Genomic DNA, 16,392 nt, shown 5'->3' with positions numbered 1-16,392 from the left:
CCGCCTGGCGAGGCGCTACAACGTCAGGGGCCGACCCTGGTAGAAGTCGAGCACCTTGCGGCGGAAGACGAACTCGTACTTGGCCTGAATCATGGTTGACTCGGCCGAGGTGAGGTTGTTTTTGGCAATGTTGAACTCGGTGCCGTTCAGCAGGCCGTTGTTGAAGCGGATTTCGGCGTTGCGGTACGCCGTGGTCAGGGCCTCTACCTGGCGCTTGGCCGAGGAAAACCGCCGCTGGGCCGCAATGGCATCGGCGTAGGCCTGCTGGATGTTCTGGCGCAGGGCCAGGCGGGTCTGCTCGGCCCGGAGCTCGGCCTGCTTCACCGCCACCTGGGACCGCTGCACGTTGGTACGGGCCTGCAGGCCGTTCAGAATCGGGATGGTGAGGCTGAATTGCAGCTGCCGGCCCAGGTTGTTTTTAAACTGGGAGCCGAAGCCTTCCGGCAACGACCGGGCTTCGGGCTGGGGGAAGCCTGCGAAGCCCCCCGGTACCAGGATGGGCCGGCTGGGGTTGGCGGGGTTATACTGGTAAAGCGGGATGGGGGTGATGATGGTGTCGCCGGTCAGCACCCGGGTCTGACGCAGCGAGGAATAGCCGGAGAATACACCGGCGCCAAAGCTCAGGCGGGGGTAGTAGGCGCCGCGCGCCACTTCCACGCCCCGCAGGGCACTTGCCACCCGGGTTTCAGCGGCCTTTACCTGGGGCATCAGGCCGAGGGCCGTCTGGTACGTGCCGTCGGGGTCCGCGGCCAGCGGGGCCTCTTCGTCCGGATCGGGCAGGTTGGGCAGCTCAATCGTAAACCCGCTGGGCGACGGCAGGTTCAGGTACTGCGAAAGCGTGAGGCGGGCCAGCTCGCGCTGGTTCTGGGCCGTGATGACGTTCAGCTCATCGGAAGCCAGCTGGGCCTGGCTGTCGAGCAGGTTGCTTTCGGCCACGCTGCCGGCCTTGAGCAGCTTTTTGGTGCGCTCCACCTGCAGCTGGGTGCTGTTGACCCGCAGCTCGTTGGTACGGACCAGCTCCTCGGCCAGCACCAGCTGCAGGTAGGCCGACGCTACGTTCAGCGACAAATCGTTGCGGGCCTGCTCGATATCGGCCAGACTGGCCTGGTAGTCGAGCGTGTTACGCTTGACGGCATTTCGCAGCTGAAAACCCTGAAACAGGACAAGCTGGGAGCTGGCGTTGAAGTTGTTGGCCCGGGTGGTCTGGTCGGCCAGCTCAAACGTGAAGGGGTCGACGTTGGTACCGTAGTTCCAGGTCTGGGACGCCGTTGCGTTGGCCGTCGGCAGCATGGCGGCCCGGCTCTGGCGCAGGGTTGCGTCGGCCAGCTGGGCACTAAGCTGATTCTGGCGCACCGTCAGGTTGTTTTGCAGGGCGTAGTCCACGGCCCGCTGCAAACTCCAGGGACCGGTGGGAGCCTGGGGCGTAAGGGCCCCGGCCGGGGGCTGGGGCGGCGTGGCGGTCTGGGCAGCACCGACCCCGGGGGCCAGCAGCATACCGCCAAAACCCGCCGTCAGGAGCAGGCGGCGAAGCAGAGGGCAGGAAGTTTTCATGGTCAGAATGGCCTAGTCAATAGTCGGGATGTATGTCACATGGTGCACCCAGCTTAGCTGCCGCAGGTACTCGAGGGTAATGGGCTTGATGCTGGAATCCATTTCGATAAACTGCCGGGCTACCTCGTTTTTGCCTTTGCGCGACACAAACATCGTGGCGATGTTGCAATCGTCGTGGGCTATGACCGAGGCGATAAAAGCAATGGAGCCCTGCCGGTCGTCGGCATCCACGATAAGCGTGTGCAGGGAAGCCGAGAAATCGGATGGAAAGCCATCGACTTCCACGATGCGGATCACGCCCCCGCCCCGGCTTTGCCCGACTACCTCCACGCCCCGCCCGCTCCGCTCGTCGCGCAGCTGCAGGCGAATGGTATTGGGATGCATGGTGGAGGCGTTGCCCACGCTCTGAAACACGTACTGCAGCCCGGCCTGCTCGGCATGGCTGAACGCGTCGCGGATGCGCACGTCGTCGGTCGGGAAGCCCAGTAGGCCAGCCACGATGGCGCGGTCGGAGCCGTGGCCTTCGTAGGTGCGGGCAAACGAGTTGTAGAACGTGACGGTGGCGTGGGTGGGCACCGCGCCCAGGATGCGGATGGCGGCCAGGGCAATGCGCACGACGCCCGCCGTGTGGGAGCTGCTGGGGCCAATCATGACGGGCCCAATCATATCAAAAATACTGCTGCGCTCGGCCATAAGACGGGCTAAAAGTAGTGGATTGCCCCGGGAAAAACCAACCGCGCCGGGCTACTACGGCAAGCTGAGCGCTATAAGCCAATAGGATGCGGCCGGCCACCCAAAGGTTGCCTGAGCCGGCTGGGTATTATGAATTGATTTTCGTTCTTTGGGCTATATTTCCCCTTCCACCCCACCCAATGTCTACTCCCCAGGACGAATTTTCCCCCGCTGTCTTCGAGCAGCTGCGGCGGCTGCAGCAGAAGTATGAGGCTGACGGTCAGGATCTGGCCGCTTACCTCGAGGGCCTTTACCACGCCGACTACGTCACCTATTGGGACTATATCGAGCTCGATACCCTGCTGAGTCTGCAACGCCCGCTCACCACCATTCCCGATGAGCGAATCTTTATTATGTACCACCAGATCACGGAGCTTTACTTTAAGCTCTGCCTGTGTGAGTACGACCAGATCGGCGAGCTTACGCAGCCTACCATGGGCGAGCTGGTTTTGCGCCTGGGGCGCATCAACCGCTACTTCGAAAACCTGATCGACTCGTTCGATGTGATGGTCGACGGCATGGACAAAAACCAGTTCCTCAAGTTCCGGATGTCGCTAATGCCGGCCTCGGGCTTTCAGAGCGTGCAGTACCGCATGATCGAAATAGCCTCCACGGCCCTCGACAACCTGCTCGACAAGGAAAAGCGTCGCCTGCTGGGCGAAGCCGCCGCCCACGACGAGCTCATGGGCTGCATTTACTGGAAGGCCGGGGCCACGCTCGAAGGATCGGGCGCCAAGACGCTTACGCTGATGCAGTTTGAGGAAAAATACAGCCACCACCTTACCCGCCACGCCGTTCATTACCAGGACCGCAACGTGTGGAGCGTGGTGCAGCGCCTGCCCGAAGAGGACCGCCATCACCCCCGCCTGATCCGCCAGCTCAAGCTGCTCGACTCCAACGTGAACATTAACTGGCCGCTGATGCACTTCAAGTCGGCGGTCCGCTATTTGGAGCGGGACCCGGCGGCCCTGGCGGCCACGGGCGGCACGAACTGGAAGAAGTACCTGCCTCCCAAGTTTCAGAAGCGCATCTTCTACCCCCAGCTTTGGACCGAGCAGGAAATTGAGGAATGGGGTAAAAGCTGGGTGGAAGGCATTCTGGAGCAGGTCAGCGCCGGGTAAAGCCACCGTTATATAATGTTGCAACAAGCGCCCCGGCCAGCTAGTTTGGTCGGGGCTCTTGCTGTTTCAGCAACTCAATCTGCCGCAATGCGTGAGGTATCCCGCGTGTCGGGCATGCGCCAGTACACGAGCAGGGAAATGGCCGCGCAGAGCGTCACGTACCAGTAGTACCAGCTTTCCACGTCGTGGCTTTTGGCCAGCAGGGCCACATACTCGGCCGTGCCACCAAAAATGGCGACGGTCAGCGCGTAGGGCAGCCCCACGCCCAGCGCCCGGATTTCAGTTGGGAACAGCTCGGCTTTTACCACGGCGTTAATAGAGGTGTAGCCGCTCACGATAACCAGGGCCAGCAATAGTAGGCCAAAGGCCACCCAGGTACTGCTGGACTGCCCCAGCAAGTGCAGCAGCGGCACCGTGCCCAGCGTAGCACCCACCCCGAAAAACAACAGCACCGGCCGGCGGCCCACCCGGTCCGACAGCGCCCCCAGCAGCGGCTGCAATACCAGCATGACGGCCAGGGCCCCGAAGGAAATCAGCGTTGCCTGGTCTTTGCTGAAGCCGGCCGTGTTCACCAGAAACTTCTGGGCATAGGTCGTGAACGTGTAAAAGGCCAGCGTGCCGCCGAGCGTCAAACCCACTACCGTCAGCACTTCGCGCGGGTGCTGAAGCAATAGCTGCAGCTTGCCGGGTTGCGGACTACCTGCCGCAGCCGGCGCCTGGCTGTGCACAAAGGCGTCGGTTTCCTCCATCGTGCGGCGCAGATACAACGCTACCAGCGCGGCCAGTGCCCCGATGCCAAAGGGTATCCGCCAGCCCCACTCAGCCAGCTGCCCGGGGCTCAGCACCTGCTGCAGCCCCAGCTGCACGAGCAGCGCCAGCAGCTGCCCGCCCAGCAGCGTCACGTACTGAAAGCTGGAGAAGAAGCCCCGGTTGCGCTGGTCAGCCATTTCGCTCAGGTAGGTGGCCGACGTGCCGTACTCCCCGCCTACGCTCAGCCCCTGCGCCAGCCGGGCTACCACGAGCAGGATGGGCGCCGCCACCCCGATGCTGGCATAGCCGGGCGTGAGGGCAATCAGCAGGGAGCCCGCGCACATGAGCAGCACCGACAAGAGCAAGGCGGCTTTGCGCCCGTGCTTGTCGGCATAAAGCCCCATCAGCCAGCCGCCCAGGGGCCGCATCAGAAACCCCACGGCAAAGATGGCAGCGGTATTAAGCAGCTGGGCAGTGAGGCTTCCTTTCGGAAAAAACGCCGGGGCGAAATACAAAGAAAAGGCTGAGTACACGTACCAGTCGTACCACTCCACCAGGTTGCCGATGGACCCGCTCACGATAGAGCGGATGCGGGAGGCCATGGTGCGGGGCGTGGGGCGGTTGGCCGGTAAAAAGTCAGAAGCCATAGAAGTCAGGGAAAGCCGGGGCAAATTATCGGGAATTACCCGAAGGGCCCGTCCGGAACCAAAAGGCTGGCTGACCGCCTTTTGTCCCTGTCCGTACAAGGTGGGATTTAAATCTGCTACTGCCATGACCGAAACCGAGCGCAAGAACATCGACACTTCCCTGGAGCAGGTGCGCAAGCTGCACGCCAACATCAGCCAGCTCTGGGATGCGGAAACCACCGCCAACTTCTACTACCAGGTACTGAGCGGCACTATTGCCCGCAACGGACCCGACGTAGCCAAGGCGATTACCGAGATGCTGAACGAGCAGTTCGACAACACCCGCCGGGCCCACTCCGACCTGGGCCGGGTGGGTCTGAACATCTCCGGCAAAGGCGGGAGCGGCATGAATCCGTAACTTTACGGCTGGCTTAGCCCCCATCCGGCCACCAACGGCCCTTTTTTACCTGGTTTAAAGGCTAGACACCTTTCACCCTATTATGTCCGACAAGAAAGAAATTGAAGTGCTGCTTCCCCCGGAAGTAGCCTACGACGAGTACGCCCGCTACCGGGCCCTGCTGGCCGCTGCCCAGCTTCAGCCCGGCCAGGCCGACTTCGTGCACCTGCGCCGCCGCTCCATTGATGCCCGCGGCCGCCAGCCGCAGGTTCGCCTGCGGGCCGACATCTGGCTTTCCCGCCCCCCCACCGATTTGTTCGGCCCCTGGTTCGAGTACCCCGACGTGAGCCGGGCCCGGCGTTCCGTGCTTATCGTGGGAGCCGGTCCGGCCGGGCTGTTTGCCGCGCTGCGGGCCATTGAGCTGGGTATCCGCCCCATCGTACTCGAGCGGGGCAAAGACGTGCGCACCCGGCGGCGTGACCTGGCCGCTCTTAATAAGGAGCATCTGGTCAATCCCGACTCCAACTACTGCTTTGGCGAAGGCGGGGCCGGTACCTACTCCGATGGGAAGCTCTACACCCGCGCCACCAAGCGCGGCGACGTGCAGCGCATCCTGCGCCTGCTCGTGCAGCACGGTGCCACGCCCGATATTCTGGTCGACGCCCACCCCCACATCGGCACCAACAAGCTGCCCTACGTAGTTCAGGCCCTGCGCGAAAGTATCCGGGCGGCCGGCGGCGAAGTACGCTTCGACACCCGGGTCGATGACCTGCTGCTCGAAAAAAACCAGCTGCGGGGAGTTGTAACGGCCACGGGCGAAGCCCTGGAAGCGGACGGCGTCATCCTGGCCACCGGCCACTCGGCCCGCGACATCTACGAGCTGCTGCACCGGCGCGGAGTGCGCATCGACGCCAAGCCCTTTGCGCTGGGCGTGCGCGTGGAGCATCCCCAGCAACTTATCGACCAGGCCCAGTACCGCCGCCAGGACCGGGGGCAGCTGCCAGCCGCCTCCTATTCGCTTGTGCACCAGACCCAGTGGCAGGGCAAGCAGCGGGGCGTATTTTCCTTCTGCATGTGCCCGGGTGGCTTTATTGTGCCTGCGGCGACGGCGCCGGGCGAAGTGGTGGTGAACGGCATGAGCCCCAGCCGCCGCGACTCCCGCTTTGCCAATTCCGGCATCGTGACGGCCATTGAGCTCGAAGACATGGACCTGAAGCAGTACGGGGCGCTGGCCGGGCTGCGGCTGCAGCAGGAAATCGAGCAGCGGGCCTGCGCCCTGGCCGGCAACACCCAGCTGGCCCCGGCGCAGCGCCTCGGCGACTTCCTGAAAAAGAAAGCTTCGACGGAGCTGCTCGAAACCTCTTACCAGCCCGGCCTGGTGTCGGTGCGTATGGACGAGGTGCTGGGCGCCGGGCTGGCCGAGCGGCTCCGCCAGGGCTTCCAGGACTTCGGCCGTAAGATTCCGGGCTACGCCACCAATGCCGCCCAGATTGTAGGCGTGGAAAGCCGGACCTCCGCCCCCGTACGCATCCCCCGCGACCCGGCTACACTGGAGCACCCCGAAATCCGCGGGCTTTTTCCCTGCGGCGAAGGTGCCGGCTTTGCCGGAGGCATCGTGTCGGCCGCCATGGACGGGGAGCGGTGTGCCGAAGCCATGGCCGCGTTAGCTGTTAGCTGTTAGCTGTTAGCTGTTAGCTGTTAGCTGTTAGCTTGTATTGCTGCGTATACGCTTTGTTTCAGTTTTTCTGAAGAAGCCACCCGCTAACCGCAATTAGCTAACCGCCCATACACATGAAAAAGACCCTCGTTCTCGGCGCCAGCGACAATCCCGCCCGCTACTCTTTCCGGGCCGTGCATCAGCTTAAAAACCACGGCCACGAAGTGGTACCGGTGGGCATTCGCAAGGGTGCCGTAGCCGGCCTGCCCATTCACACCGACCGGCCTGTCGAAGCCGGCATCGACACGGTGACCCTGTACGTGGGCCCCCAAAACCAGCCGACCTGGTACGACTACATTCTGAGTTTGAAGCCGAAGCGCATTATCTTCAATCCCGGCACTGAAAACCCGGAACTGGAGCGCCTGGCCCAGCAGCAGGGCATCCGTACCGAAGAAGCATGTACCCTGGTCATGCTTTCCGTCGGTAACTACTAGCTTCCCCAGCCGCCGGCTGAGGTCTTGCTATCCACAGCTCTTCACTTGATTCGAAAGCCCCGGTATCGGTTGATATCGGGGCTTTTGCTGCTTTCGCGTTACGCGGGTGTCAGGCAGCATTCCTTGTTTGCCTGGAACTCTAAACCGCGGTTTTATCACTATTTTTAAAAATCTTTAGCGCGCAGGCAACCGTTGGAATTCGCCCCGCATCTACCCGTCCAAACGCCCCCTATCGACAGTTTTTTACTTTCTTTTCCGTGACCGACGCCGAATTAATTGCCGCTTGCCGCCAGGGCAGCAGCCGCGCGCAGAAACAGCTCTACGAGCGGTTCGCCGGCCTGATGTTTGGCGTGTGTCTGCGCTACCTCCGGCAGCGGGACGACGCCCAGGAAGCCATGCTGGGTGGGTTTACCAAGGTGTTTCGCGCCCTCGACCAGTACCGGCACGAAGGTAGCTTCGAAGGGTGGATCCGCCGTATAATGGTGAACGAGGCCCTGGGCCAGCTCCGCCGCAAAGAGCCCCTGCACATGGCTATCGATGATTACTCGGTAGATGTGGCCAGCACTCCCGCCGACGCCGAAAGCCAGATGAACGCCGCCGACCTGATGGCCCTGCTGGCCGAATTACCTGCCGGGTACCGTACGGTTTTCAACCTGTACGCCCTGGAAGGCTACTCTCACCCCGAAATTGCCGAGCTGCTGGGCATTTCGGAAGGCACTTCCAAATCGCAGCTAAGCAAGGCCCGGGCCATGCTCCAGCGTCGCCTCGCCGCCGCCAGCCAGACCGCCACCGCTCACTCCACACCGAAAGAACTCTATGCAACCGCACGATATTGATCAACTGTTCCGGGATAAGCTGCAGGACCATGCTCCTGCCCCTCCCGCTTTCCTGTGGGAGCAGCTCGAAGCTGAGCTGGCTCCTGAGCCCGCCCGCAAGCGGCCGGTGATGTGGATGTATGCCGCGGCAGCCGTCATTGCGCTGCTACTGGTTGCGGGTGGTGCTTGGCTTCACCCCGGCGCCGGCCTGCGCACCGGTCAGGGCGAGTTGGCTTCGACTGCGAAGCATCCGGCCGCTCAGCCTCTGAAGGCTGATCAGACCCGTGAGCGTGAGGCTAGCCAGCTGCGCGAAGCTGCGAATCCGCAAAATTCTGACGAAACCCAGGCAACTGCTCAACTGGCCCTGGCATCTAGCGTCTCGAAACCGGCTACCAAACGGGAAGTCGCTCCTTCAAGTCAGCTCGCCAGCCTTGCTTCCACTGCTGCTCCGGCATCAGGTAAGAAAAGCGCAGCCACGCAGGCTACATCGCAGCCGGCTAGCTCATCTGCCCTGGCCGCCACTTCTGCCCCCACGTATCCGGAGCGTGGTGCAGAACCGGTCCCGGCCAACAGCTTTGCGGCTCAGCCTGACGCGGCCGTAGCCCCGGCCCTGCCGGCCGGCCCCATTGAGGTCGAAATCCGGCGCGACCCGACCCCGGCTACCACCGTAGCCAGCGCCGAGGAGCCCGCCCGACGCACCCGATTCGGCGCGGTGCTGAAGCAGGCCCACAACGCGCTGCGGGGCGAGCAGGTAAGCCTGGCCGAAGCAGGCTTGCCGGAAAGCCTGACGGTGCAGGCCCGCGTGGGCAGCCGCACCCTTACCAAAACAATTCAACTCTAATTCCTCCTACGTTCATGAAATGCTCAACCCTGCTGGCAGTATTGCTGCTGGCCCTGGCCGCGCCTTGCCGCTTGCTGGCCGCCGTAGCGCCTTCAAATGATGATACCATTGTGGTGAAAATGCCCAACCAGGCCACCATGACGCTGTATGTAAAAAACAAGGAGCAGCTGCGCCAGATGCGCACCTACAAGCTGGACTCCCTGATGGTGATGCTCGACGGCTATATCCAGAAAGCCGAGAAGGCCGGGCAGGATTCCAAGTCGGACCAGATTACCATGGAGTTCTACCCCGATAAAGACCATCCCGGCCAGAAGGCCCCCGAACAGATCCGCATTACGGTTCGCAACCGGGCCGCTGGTGCCGGCAAAGGCGACCAGAAAACGGAAGAGCGCAAGATTGTGGTCATCAACGGCGACGACAAAAAGGACGGCTTCAACATCCGCATCAATACCAACGATGATGACGATGACGACCACCACGACCGCGACTCCCTGCGCCACGTCAAAGAGAAAATCAAGAAAGAGGAGCGGGCCAACCGCATCGTGCGCAACGACTTTACCGTGGACCTGGGTCTGAATGCCTTTGCCAACCGCCAGACGTATTCGCCCGGCGGCGTAGAGCAGCCGTACGACCTGCGGGCCCTGGGCTCCCGCTACGTCAGCCTGAACTGGCACTACACCATCCGGCTGGGTGGCAAGCGCAGCCCCCTGCGCCTGGTTACAGGGCCCGAGTTTGCGTTCAACAACTACATGTTCGACAACAACCGCCGCCTCGTATCGACCGATTCCCGGGTTGACATCATCCGGGAGCCGGTGCTGAGCCTGCAGAAAAGCAAGCTGGCCACCACCGTAGTAAACCTGCCGCTGATGTTCGACCTCACCTTCCGCGACAAGCAGGGTCACCGCAACCTGCGCCTCGGAGCCGGCGGCTTTGCCGGCTACCTGCTCGAAGCCCACACCAAGATCAAGTACGATCTGGAAGGCGACACCCAGAAAGACAAGGACCACGGCCGCTTTAACCTGCAGGACTTCCAGTATGGCGTGCAGGGCCACGTGGGCGTACGCGGACTCGACCTGTTCGTCAAGTACAACCTGAATGAGCTGTTCCGCGAAAACCGCGGCCCTCAGGTTCAGTCGGTAGCCTTCGGCGTAACGCTGATGTAACCGTCCGATGTCAAAGCAAAAAGTCCCGCCGAGCTTAGCTCAGCGGGACTTTTTGCTTTAGGACATATTTTAGCTGACTGTACCGGCAGCAGCATCTGGTCAATGCGTCGAGGAAACCCGTCAGGCCTTCGTAGCAAGGGTAAGCAGTCAGATCGTTGATGCCGTTGAAGCGAAGTGGGCTGATTTTTCCTCCCGACTCCCTGCATTACAGCGCCCGGTGGAAGTTGTCGAGCAGGATGGCGGCGGAAATGGCGACGTTGAGGCTTTCGGCGCCGCCGGCCCCGGGAATATGCAGGCGCTGCGTGAGGCGGGCCAGTACCTCCGGCCGCATGCCGTGCGATTCGCTACCCATCACCAGCACCCCGCGGGGCGTGAGCTGCTGGCGGTGCACGTTGTCGCCCTCCAGGTCGGCGCCGTACACCGGCACGTCCGGCGGCAGCGTGCCGAGCCACCCGGGCAGCTCGCGCTGCCAGACCGGCACCCGGGTAAACGAGCCCATCGTGGCAGCTACGGTTTTGGGTGCCCAGGGGTCGGCGCAGGTATCCGAGCACACCACCCCGGCCAGGCCGTACCAGTCGGCCAGGCGGATCAGGGTGCCCAGGTTGCCGGGGTCCCGCACCTGGTCGAGGGCCAGCAGCAGGCGGTCGGTGCCGGTGGGCAGCGGGGGCTCCTGCGGCAGCTTCGCCACGGCCAGCGCGGTGTTGTTGGTGGCCAGCGTACCAAGGCGGGTAAGCTCTTCTTCCGTCACGATTTCGACGGGTAGGCCGGGCGGAAGCGGCGGGGTTTTTAAGGCAAAGTCGGCAGTAAGGAACACTCGTTCCGTAAGAAGTGCGGAACTTAGCAGCTCGCGGACGCTCTTGCCCCCTTCAACCAGGAAGGCTCCTTCGCGGAGCCGGTACTTTTTCAGGTGCAGCGCGTGCACGTATTTCGCAACTGCTTTTGAAACCATATTTGTTATCTACGATGCCCCAGCGGGCTTTTTCAAATGTGAAGGTGGCGGCCCTGCTGGTGCTGCTGGTCGCGGGCAGCTGCTCGCCGATCAAGCTGCTGGCCCCCCGGCAAAACCTGCTGAGCCGCATTAAGCTCGAAGGCGTGCGCCAGGCCGATGCGGAGCGGATCCAGGAACTGTATCAGCAGGAGCCGAATACCACGTTTCCGCTGCCAAAGCTAGCAATCTACCAGCTAGGCCACACCTTTTACAACCCGGAACGCATCCAGAGCCGCCTGCAGCGCATCCGCACAAGCTACGCTCAACAGATTCAGGCCGCCCGCCCCGACTCGGCCAAGGTGGGGAAGCTACTGGTGAAGCGCGACAAGCGCACCCGTCGCCTGCGCCTGGCCCTGGACAAGGGCAACGCCATCATGCGGCTGGGCGAGCCGCCGGTTATCTACGACTCTACGCTGACGGACCGGACCGTGGAGCAGATTTCCACCTTTCTGCGTTCCAAGGGCTTTTTCCGCAGCAAAGTCACGGCCACTGACACGGTGAAGGACCGCCGGGTAACGGTGACGATTAACGTGGTGGAGAACACGCCCTTTACCTACAGCCGCCTCAGCTACAGCTTTCCCGACACGGCGGTGGCCCAGGTTGTGCGTGGCAGCCAGGCGACTTCCCTGCTGCACGAGGGCGACCGGTACGACGAAGAAGTTATCGGGCAGGAGCGCGCCCGCCTTGAAACGCTGTTCAAAAATGCCGGCTACTTCGACTTTCGCCAGCAGTACATTTCGCTGGAGGCCGACACCAGCTACGCCCCCGCCACCGTACGGCTACGCACCTTTATTGCCGAACCCGACTCGGGCATCCGTCACCAGGTATACACGATCCGGCAGGTCAACTTTATCACCGACGCCGGGCAGGTCCGCTTCGGGGCCCAGCGCGACACGCTGGTGCTCGACTCGGTGCACTACCTGGCCTATGAGCACCGCTTCCGCCTCCGCACTCTCGACCGAAAGCTTACCGTCCGGCCCGGGCAGCGCTACAGCCAGGCCAATACTATGCTCACGCAGCGCCAGCTCGCCAACCTGGACGTATTCCGATTCAACAACGTCAGCTACGCGAAGCCCGACAGTACCGTAGGACTGCTCGATGCCTACATCAACGCCTCGCCCACCAAGCGGCTGCAGGAAACCACGGAGCTGGGCGGCACGGTGGTGCAGAACCTGCCGGGCCCGTTTTTCAACTTCCGGCTGAAAGTACGCAACGTGTTCGGGGGAGCTGAAATCCTGGAGTTCGGCGTCCGGACCGGCTTTGAAGGTCAGATCAAGCGGACCCAGGAAGCCAGCGAACTGACCACCCAGCTGGGTGCCAACGCCAGCCTGGTGCTGCCCATGTTCCTGGTGCCCTGGCGCACCGACCGGTTTCTGACCCGCTACAACCCCAAAACCCGGCTCAGCACCACGTACACCTACGTCAAGCGCCAGGAATACACCCGCACCAACCTGGAAGCCACCTACGACTACGTATGGCAGCAGTCACCCTACAAGCAGTACGTTCTGACGCCGATGAACCTAAGCCTGGTGCGGGCCAGCAACATCTCGGACGCCTTCCAGAGCACGCTCGACAAGCTGGCCCTGCAGGGTTCCCCGCTTTACCGGAGCTTCGACTCCCTGTTCATTCCAAGCATGAACCTGACGTCGCTCTACAATTCCAATGACTTCAACCAGACCCGGGACGCGCGCTACCTGCGCATGTTTGCCGAAGTCGGGGGCTTGTCGCGGGACTTGTACCGGAACTTACCCTGGTTTAATTTGAAGGTGTACAACTTCGCCAAGGTGAATGCCGACTGGCGGCGCTACCAGAAGTTCAGCCCCCGCACGTTTCTGGTGTACCGCCTCAATGCCGGGGTAGCCAGCGCGTTGTCGCGCACGGGCGGGGCCTATACCATTCCCTACGACAAGTATTTCTTTGCCGGGGGTGCTTCCAGCCTGCGCGCCTGGCGCCCCCGCCGCCTTGGCCCCGGCTCCCACACCGAAGTAAACAGCGACGGGGAACAGGTATTTGACCTCGAGCAGCCCGGCGAAATTCTTCTGGAAGGCAACGTGGAGTACCGCTTCCCGGTGTACAGCTTTATCAACGGCGCGCTGTTTACTGACTTTGGCAACGTCTGGCTGCTGCACGACGACCCGAAGAAGCCGGGGGGGCAGTTTGCCCCGACCACCTTTCTGCGGCAGGTGGCCGTGGGCTCCGGCATCGGCATCCGCTTTGACTTTACCTTCCTGATCCTGCGCCTGGACGTGGCCACCAAGGTGTACGACCCCACGGCGCTGGGCAATAAGTTTCGGCTGGGCAGCTTCAACCTGGGCACCAACCAAACCGCCTTCAACCTCGGTATCGGCTACCCCTTCTAAGGCGGAAGCTTTTCATGGACTAACCACACCAGTGGGGCTGGCAGATCATCCCTTCTTCATCCCAGCAAAACAAAAAGCCCCGGCGTAGATCTACGCCGGGGCTTTTTACTAATACGTGACTTGGCTTATTATTCAGGGTGCCACGCTTGGCGGGCTCTCCGCCCCCAAGGCTTCAGTTCCTTAGCTTACCACTCCAGCAGTTCGGCAAGGGCGGTAGCTACTTTTTCGGCACTGGGCAGCATCTGACGCTCCAGGTCAACGTTCAGCGCAATGGCGGGCAGGTTGGCGGCGCCGAGGGTGAACACGGGCGCATCCAGCTGCTGAAAGCAGGTGCGCTGAATACGGCCGGCCAGGCTTTCGGCAAACGAGTTCATCAGGGGCTCCTCGGTCAGCACCAGCACTTTGCCGTGGCGGCGCACGGCTGCTTCCACGGCTTCGTAGTCGAGCGGGTTAAGGGTGCGCAGGTCCAGAATCTCAACCTGGCCCTCGAACTGCCGGCTGGCGGTTTTGGCCCAGTACACGCCCATGCCATAAGTTACTACCACGCAGGTGGCGCCCCGCCCGAGCTGCTCGTCGGTGGCCACCTGCACTACGTTGGCCTTGCCCAGCGGAATGACGTAGCCCGCTGCCGGCTCGGTGGTCTTGGCATCTTCAGTGCCGGGCACCTTGCTCCAGTACAAGCCCTTGTGCTCGAGCATGACCACGGGGTTGGGGTCGAGGAAGGCGGCGCGCATCAGCCCTTTCATGTCGGCCGCGTTGCTGGGAAACACCACCTTGATGCCGCGGATGTTGAGCAGGGTGCTTTCAATGGAGCCCGAGTGGTAAGGTCCGCCCCCGCCGTAGGCGCCAATCGGCACCCGGATCAGGGACTGCACCGGGAACTGCCCGTTGGTGAGGTAGCACGACTTCGACAGCTCTTCCACCAGCTGGTTGAGGCTGGGCCAGATGTAGTCGGCAAACTGAATTTCGACAATGGCCTTGGCGCCCACGGCCGACATACCGGCCGTGCTGCCCACGATGTAGGCTTCCTGAATGGGCGTGTTGAAGACGCGGGTGTCGCCGTACTTTTTGGCCAGCAGGGCGGCTTCGCGGAACACCCCACCCAGCTCCCCGCCCACGTCCTGCCCGTAGAACAAGGCCTCCGGAAACTCCTGTAGAATGTCATCCACCGCGTGCAGGGCGGCATCCACCATCAGGGCTTTATCGGCCCCGGCCGGGCACCGCTCCCCGGCTTCCTCGGTGACGGCGGGCGGCGCAAACTCGTGGTTGGCAAAGGTTGCCGGGTCGGGGGCCGGGGCGGCCTGGGCCCGCTGGTAGTCGGCCAGCACCAGGGCGCGGGCCTCGTCGGCAATGAGCTGGAGTTGGTCTTCGGTTTCGCCGGCGTCGAGCAGCAGCTGGTGCAGGCGGGGCAGCGGATCGAGGGTAGTGTGGGTAGCCAGGTTGTCGCCCCGGTACCACTCGCGGCGTACGCCGCTGGTGTGGTGGCCCAGCAGCGGGCACTTGGCGTGCACCAGAATGGGGCGGCGGGTCTGGCGGGCGTACTCAAACGCCAGGGCCATGCCGGCGTGGGAAGCGGCAAAGTCGGCCCCGTCCACGCGCAGGCGCTGCAGACCCTTGAAGCCGGCGGCAAACTCGTAGGCATCCATGGCGCGCATCTCCCGGCCGGTGGCCGAGATGCCCCACTCGTTGTCCTGCACGAGGTAGATGATGGGCAGCTGGTGAAGCACGGCCATCTGCAGCGCTTCCGACACTTCGCCCTCGGTCATGGCCCCGTCGCCGATAGAGCACAGCACCACGGGCTGCTCGGCTGCCGACGTCAGCACGCCCTGCCCTTCGAGGTAGTGAATGGCGTGGGCCATGCCGGTGGCCGGAATGGCCTGCATCCCGGTAGCCGAGCTTTGGTGCGGCATGACCGGGAAGCCCGACCGGCGCAGGGACGGATGGCAGTAGTAGGTACGGCCGCCGGAAAACGGGTCGTCGCGCTTGGCCATCAGCTGAAGCATCAGCTCGTAAGGCTGCAAACCCATCCCCAGCAGCATAGCATCGTCGCGGTAATAGGGCGTGGCGTAGTCGGTGGGGCGCAGGTGGAAGGCGGCAGCCAGCTGGATGGCTTCGTGGCCCCTGGAAGAGGCGTGCACGTACTTGGCCGTCACGGCCTTGTTTTCCTCGTAGAGCCGAGCCATTTCGTCGGAGGTGCGCATCAGCCGGTAGGCCCGCAACAGAATGTCGCGGTCAGGCTGGTGGGTAGCAAAGTCGGTTTCGAGGGCGGGAACGGCGTGGGTGGACATGCGGCGTAGTGGGTTTGGGGCGAAATTACGGCTTCGGCGCCATATTTGGACAGACGGTTCCGGGGCGGATCGTCTGCGGGTAAGCCGGTGGCAACGCAGCCGGCCCGGATGGCCGGTCTGCGTGCGGAATAAAAGGGGCCTGGTGCACCAGCACCGACCAGCGGGCGCCCCGCACAGCCCGGACCGCCGGGACACGCCCTACACCTGAATAAGCTACTACCTTCCGACCCGTGCCCTTCCCGACGGCCCCACGGGCGGGCGGCCGGTCATCAAAACCGGCAAACTCCTACCTTTGCCAGTCGGAAACCGATGCTCTCCGGACCAGCTGTGCCTTTGCTCCTGCCTTTGCCACGCTTCTCTCCCTCACTGAATGCTGAACGCCAACCTTTTTCCATTCGATGCTCCGGAAGCGCCCTCGCATCGGGGTAGCGTAGAACAGTGGATGCGCCTTTTCCAGGACTGGCTGTGCCGACAGCTTGAAGCTACTGATGGGCGGGGACGGTTTCAGGAAGATGCCTGGGAGCACCACAGCGGCGGCGGGGGCCGGAGCCGGGTGCTGACCGGCGGGCAGATCATCGAAAAAGGCGGGGTGAACTTCTCGGCCGTGGC

At 62.8% G+C, this 16,392-nt stretch carries 14 protein-coding genes; 9 read left to right on the top strand and 5 right to left on the bottom strand.

Annotated elements, in window-relative coordinates; translation table 11 throughout:
- Positions 1 to 15 precede the first annotated feature (15 nt).
- Together LJY25_RS00070 and sdaAB are read right to left on the bottom strand one after the other, a co-directional pair.
- Positions 16 to 1,551: a TolC family protein gene (locus LJY25_RS00070; RefSeq protein WP_227606177.1), complete on the bottom strand. Its 1,536-nt coding sequence runs from the start codon at positions 1,549 to 1,551 to the stop codon at positions 16 to 18.
- Between the two features lie 12 nt (positions 1,552 to 1,563).
- Positions 1,564 to 2,244: an L-serine ammonia-lyase, iron-sulfur-dependent subunit beta gene (gene sdaAB / locus LJY25_RS00065; RefSeq protein WP_227606176.1), complete on the bottom strand. Its 681-nt coding sequence runs from the start codon at positions 2,242 to 2,244 to the stop codon at positions 1,564 to 1,566.
- Between the two features lie 179 nt (positions 2,245 to 2,423).
- Here sdaAB and LJY25_RS00060 point away from each other — a divergent pair, with 179 nt between their 5' ends.
- Positions 2,424 to 3,404 (top strand): tryptophan 2,3-dioxygenase family protein, encoded by a 981-nt coding sequence (locus LJY25_RS00060; RefSeq protein ID WP_227606175.1) that lies wholly within the window; start codon positions 2,424 to 2,426, stop codon positions 3,402 to 3,404.
- A gap of 74 nt (positions 3,405 to 3,478) precedes the next feature.
- On the opposite strand, the gene LJY25_RS00055 is transcribed toward LJY25_RS00060, so the two are convergent.
- Complete coding sequence (locus LJY25_RS00055) at positions 3,479 to 4,801, bottom strand: MFS transporter (protein ID WP_227606174.1); 1,323 nt, start codon at positions 4,799 to 4,801, stop codon at positions 3,479 to 3,481.
- Between the two features lie 124 nt (positions 4,802 to 4,925).
- Between LJY25_RS00055 and LJY25_RS00050 the strand changes: the two genes are divergently transcribed.
- The 6 genes from LJY25_RS00050 (at position 4,926) to LJY25_RS00025 (ending at position 10,147) form a co-directional block, all read left to right on the top strand.
- The gene (locus tag LJY25_RS00050; protein WP_227606173.1) at positions 4,926 to 5,198 is read left to right on the top strand and encodes a hypothetical protein; all 273 of its coding nucleotides are present in this window, start codon (positions 4,926 to 4,928) and stop codon (positions 5,196 to 5,198) included.
- Positions 5,199 to 5,280: 82 nt separating this feature from the next.
- Positions 5,281 to 6,858 (top strand): NAD(P)/FAD-dependent oxidoreductase, encoded by a 1,578-nt coding sequence (locus LJY25_RS00045; RefSeq protein WP_227606172.1) that lies wholly within the window; start codon positions 5,281 to 5,283, stop codon positions 6,856 to 6,858.
- 110 nt (positions 6,859 to 6,968) lie between these two features.
- Positions 6,969 to 7,328, top strand: coding sequence for a CoA-binding protein (locus LJY25_RS00040; protein WP_227606171.1), 360 nt, complete (start codon positions 6,969 to 6,971; stop codon positions 7,326 to 7,328).
- 257 nt (positions 7,329 to 7,585) lie between these two features.
- Positions 7,586 to 8,164, top strand: coding sequence for an RNA polymerase sigma factor (locus LJY25_RS00035; protein ID WP_227606170.1), 579 nt, complete (start codon positions 7,586 to 7,588; stop codon positions 8,162 to 8,164).
- Entirely contained in the window at positions 8,145 to 8,984 is an 840-nt protein-coding gene (locus LJY25_RS00030) for a hypothetical protein (protein ID WP_227606169.1), read from the top strand. Before LJY25_RS00035 ends, LJY25_RS00030 begins: the two co-directional genes overlap by 20 nt.
- Positions 8,985 to 8,998: 14 nt before the next feature.
- Entirely contained in the window at positions 8,999 to 10,147 is a 1,149-nt protein-coding gene (locus tag LJY25_RS00025; protein WP_227606168.1) for an outer membrane beta-barrel protein, read from the top strand.
- A 205-nt stretch (positions 10,148 to 10,352) separates the two neighbouring features.
- Here the strand turns inward: LJY25_RS00025 and LJY25_RS00020 are convergent, their stop codons facing one another.
- Positions 10,353 to 11,096 (bottom strand): TrmH family RNA methyltransferase, encoded by a 744-nt coding sequence (locus LJY25_RS00020; protein ID WP_227606167.1) that lies wholly within the window; start codon positions 11,094 to 11,096, stop codon positions 10,353 to 10,355.
- Between the two features lie 14 nt (positions 11,097 to 11,110).
- Here LJY25_RS00020 and tamL point away from each other — a divergent pair, with 14 nt between their 5' ends.
- Positions 11,111 to 13,495 (top strand): translocation and assembly module lipoprotein TamL, encoded by a 2,385-nt coding sequence (tamL, locus tag LJY25_RS00015; RefSeq protein WP_227606166.1) that lies wholly within the window; start codon positions 11,111 to 11,113, stop codon positions 13,493 to 13,495.
- 185 nt (positions 13,496 to 13,680) lie between these two features.
- Here tamL and LJY25_RS00010 read toward each other — a convergent pair whose 3' ends face one another.
- Positions 13,681 to 15,783: an alpha-ketoacid dehydrogenase subunit alpha/beta gene (locus LJY25_RS00010; protein ID WP_227606165.1), complete on the bottom strand. Its 2,103-nt coding sequence runs from the start codon at positions 15,781 to 15,783 to the stop codon at positions 13,681 to 13,683.
- A gap of 442 nt (positions 15,784 to 16,225) precedes the next feature.
- Between LJY25_RS00010 and LJY25_RS00005 the strand changes: the two genes are divergently transcribed.
- The coding region (locus LJY25_RS00005) for a coproporphyrinogen III oxidase (RefSeq protein WP_394799944.1) at positions 16,226 to 16,392 on the top strand (167 nt) is incomplete at its 3' end.

This window comes from Hymenobacter translucens (assembly GCF_020685205.1).
Lineage (GTDB): Bacteria > Bacteroidota > Bacteroidia > Cytophagales > Hymenobacteraceae > Hymenobacter > Hymenobacter translucens.
This window is presented reverse-complemented; position numbering and strand designations above follow the sequence as displayed.

Excerpts from the sequence above, each read along its gene's own strand:
- LJY25_RS00070 (WP_227606177.1), bottom strand. The coding sequence starts at position 1,551 with ATGAAAACTTCCTGCCCTCTGCTTCGCCGCCTGCTCCTGACGGCGGGT.
- sdaAB (WP_227606176.1), bottom strand. The coding sequence starts at position 2,244 with ATGGCCGAGCGCAGCAGTATTTTTGATATGATTGGGCCCGTCATGATT.
- LJY25_RS00060 (WP_227606175.1), top strand. The coding sequence starts at position 2,424 with ATGTCTACTCCCCAGGACGAATTTTCCCCCGCTGTCTTCGAGCAGCTG.
- LJY25_RS00055 (WP_227606174.1), bottom strand. The coding sequence starts at position 4,801 with ATGGCTTCTGACTTTTTACCGGCCAACCGCCCCACGCCCCGCACCATG.
- LJY25_RS00050 (WP_227606173.1), top strand. The coding sequence starts at position 4,926 with ATGACCGAAACCGAGCGCAAGAACATCGACACTTCCCTGGAGCAGGTG.
- LJY25_RS00045 (WP_227606172.1), top strand. The coding sequence starts at position 5,281 with ATGTCCGACAAGAAAGAAATTGAAGTGCTGCTTCCCCCGGAAGTAGCC.
- LJY25_RS00040 (WP_227606171.1), top strand. The coding sequence starts at position 6,969 with ATGAAAAAGACCCTCGTTCTCGGCGCCAGCGACAATCCCGCCCGCTAC.
- LJY25_RS00030 (WP_227606169.1), top strand. The coding sequence starts at position 8,145 with ATGCAACCGCACGATATTGATCAACTGTTCCGGGATAAGCTGCAGGAC.
- LJY25_RS00025 (WP_227606168.1), top strand. The coding sequence starts at position 8,999 with ATGAAATGCTCAACCCTGCTGGCAGTATTGCTGCTGGCCCTGGCCGCG.
- LJY25_RS00020 (WP_227606167.1), bottom strand. The coding sequence starts at position 11,096 with ATGGTTTCAAAAGCAGTTGCGAAATACGTGCACGCGCTGCACCTGAAA.
- tamL (WP_227606166.1), top strand. The coding sequence starts at position 11,111 with ATGCCCCAGCGGGCTTTTTCAAATGTGAAGGTGGCGGCCCTGCTGGTG.
- LJY25_RS00010 (WP_227606165.1), bottom strand. The coding sequence starts at position 15,783 with ATGTCCACCCACGCCGTTCCCGCCCTCGAAACCGACTTTGCTACCCAC.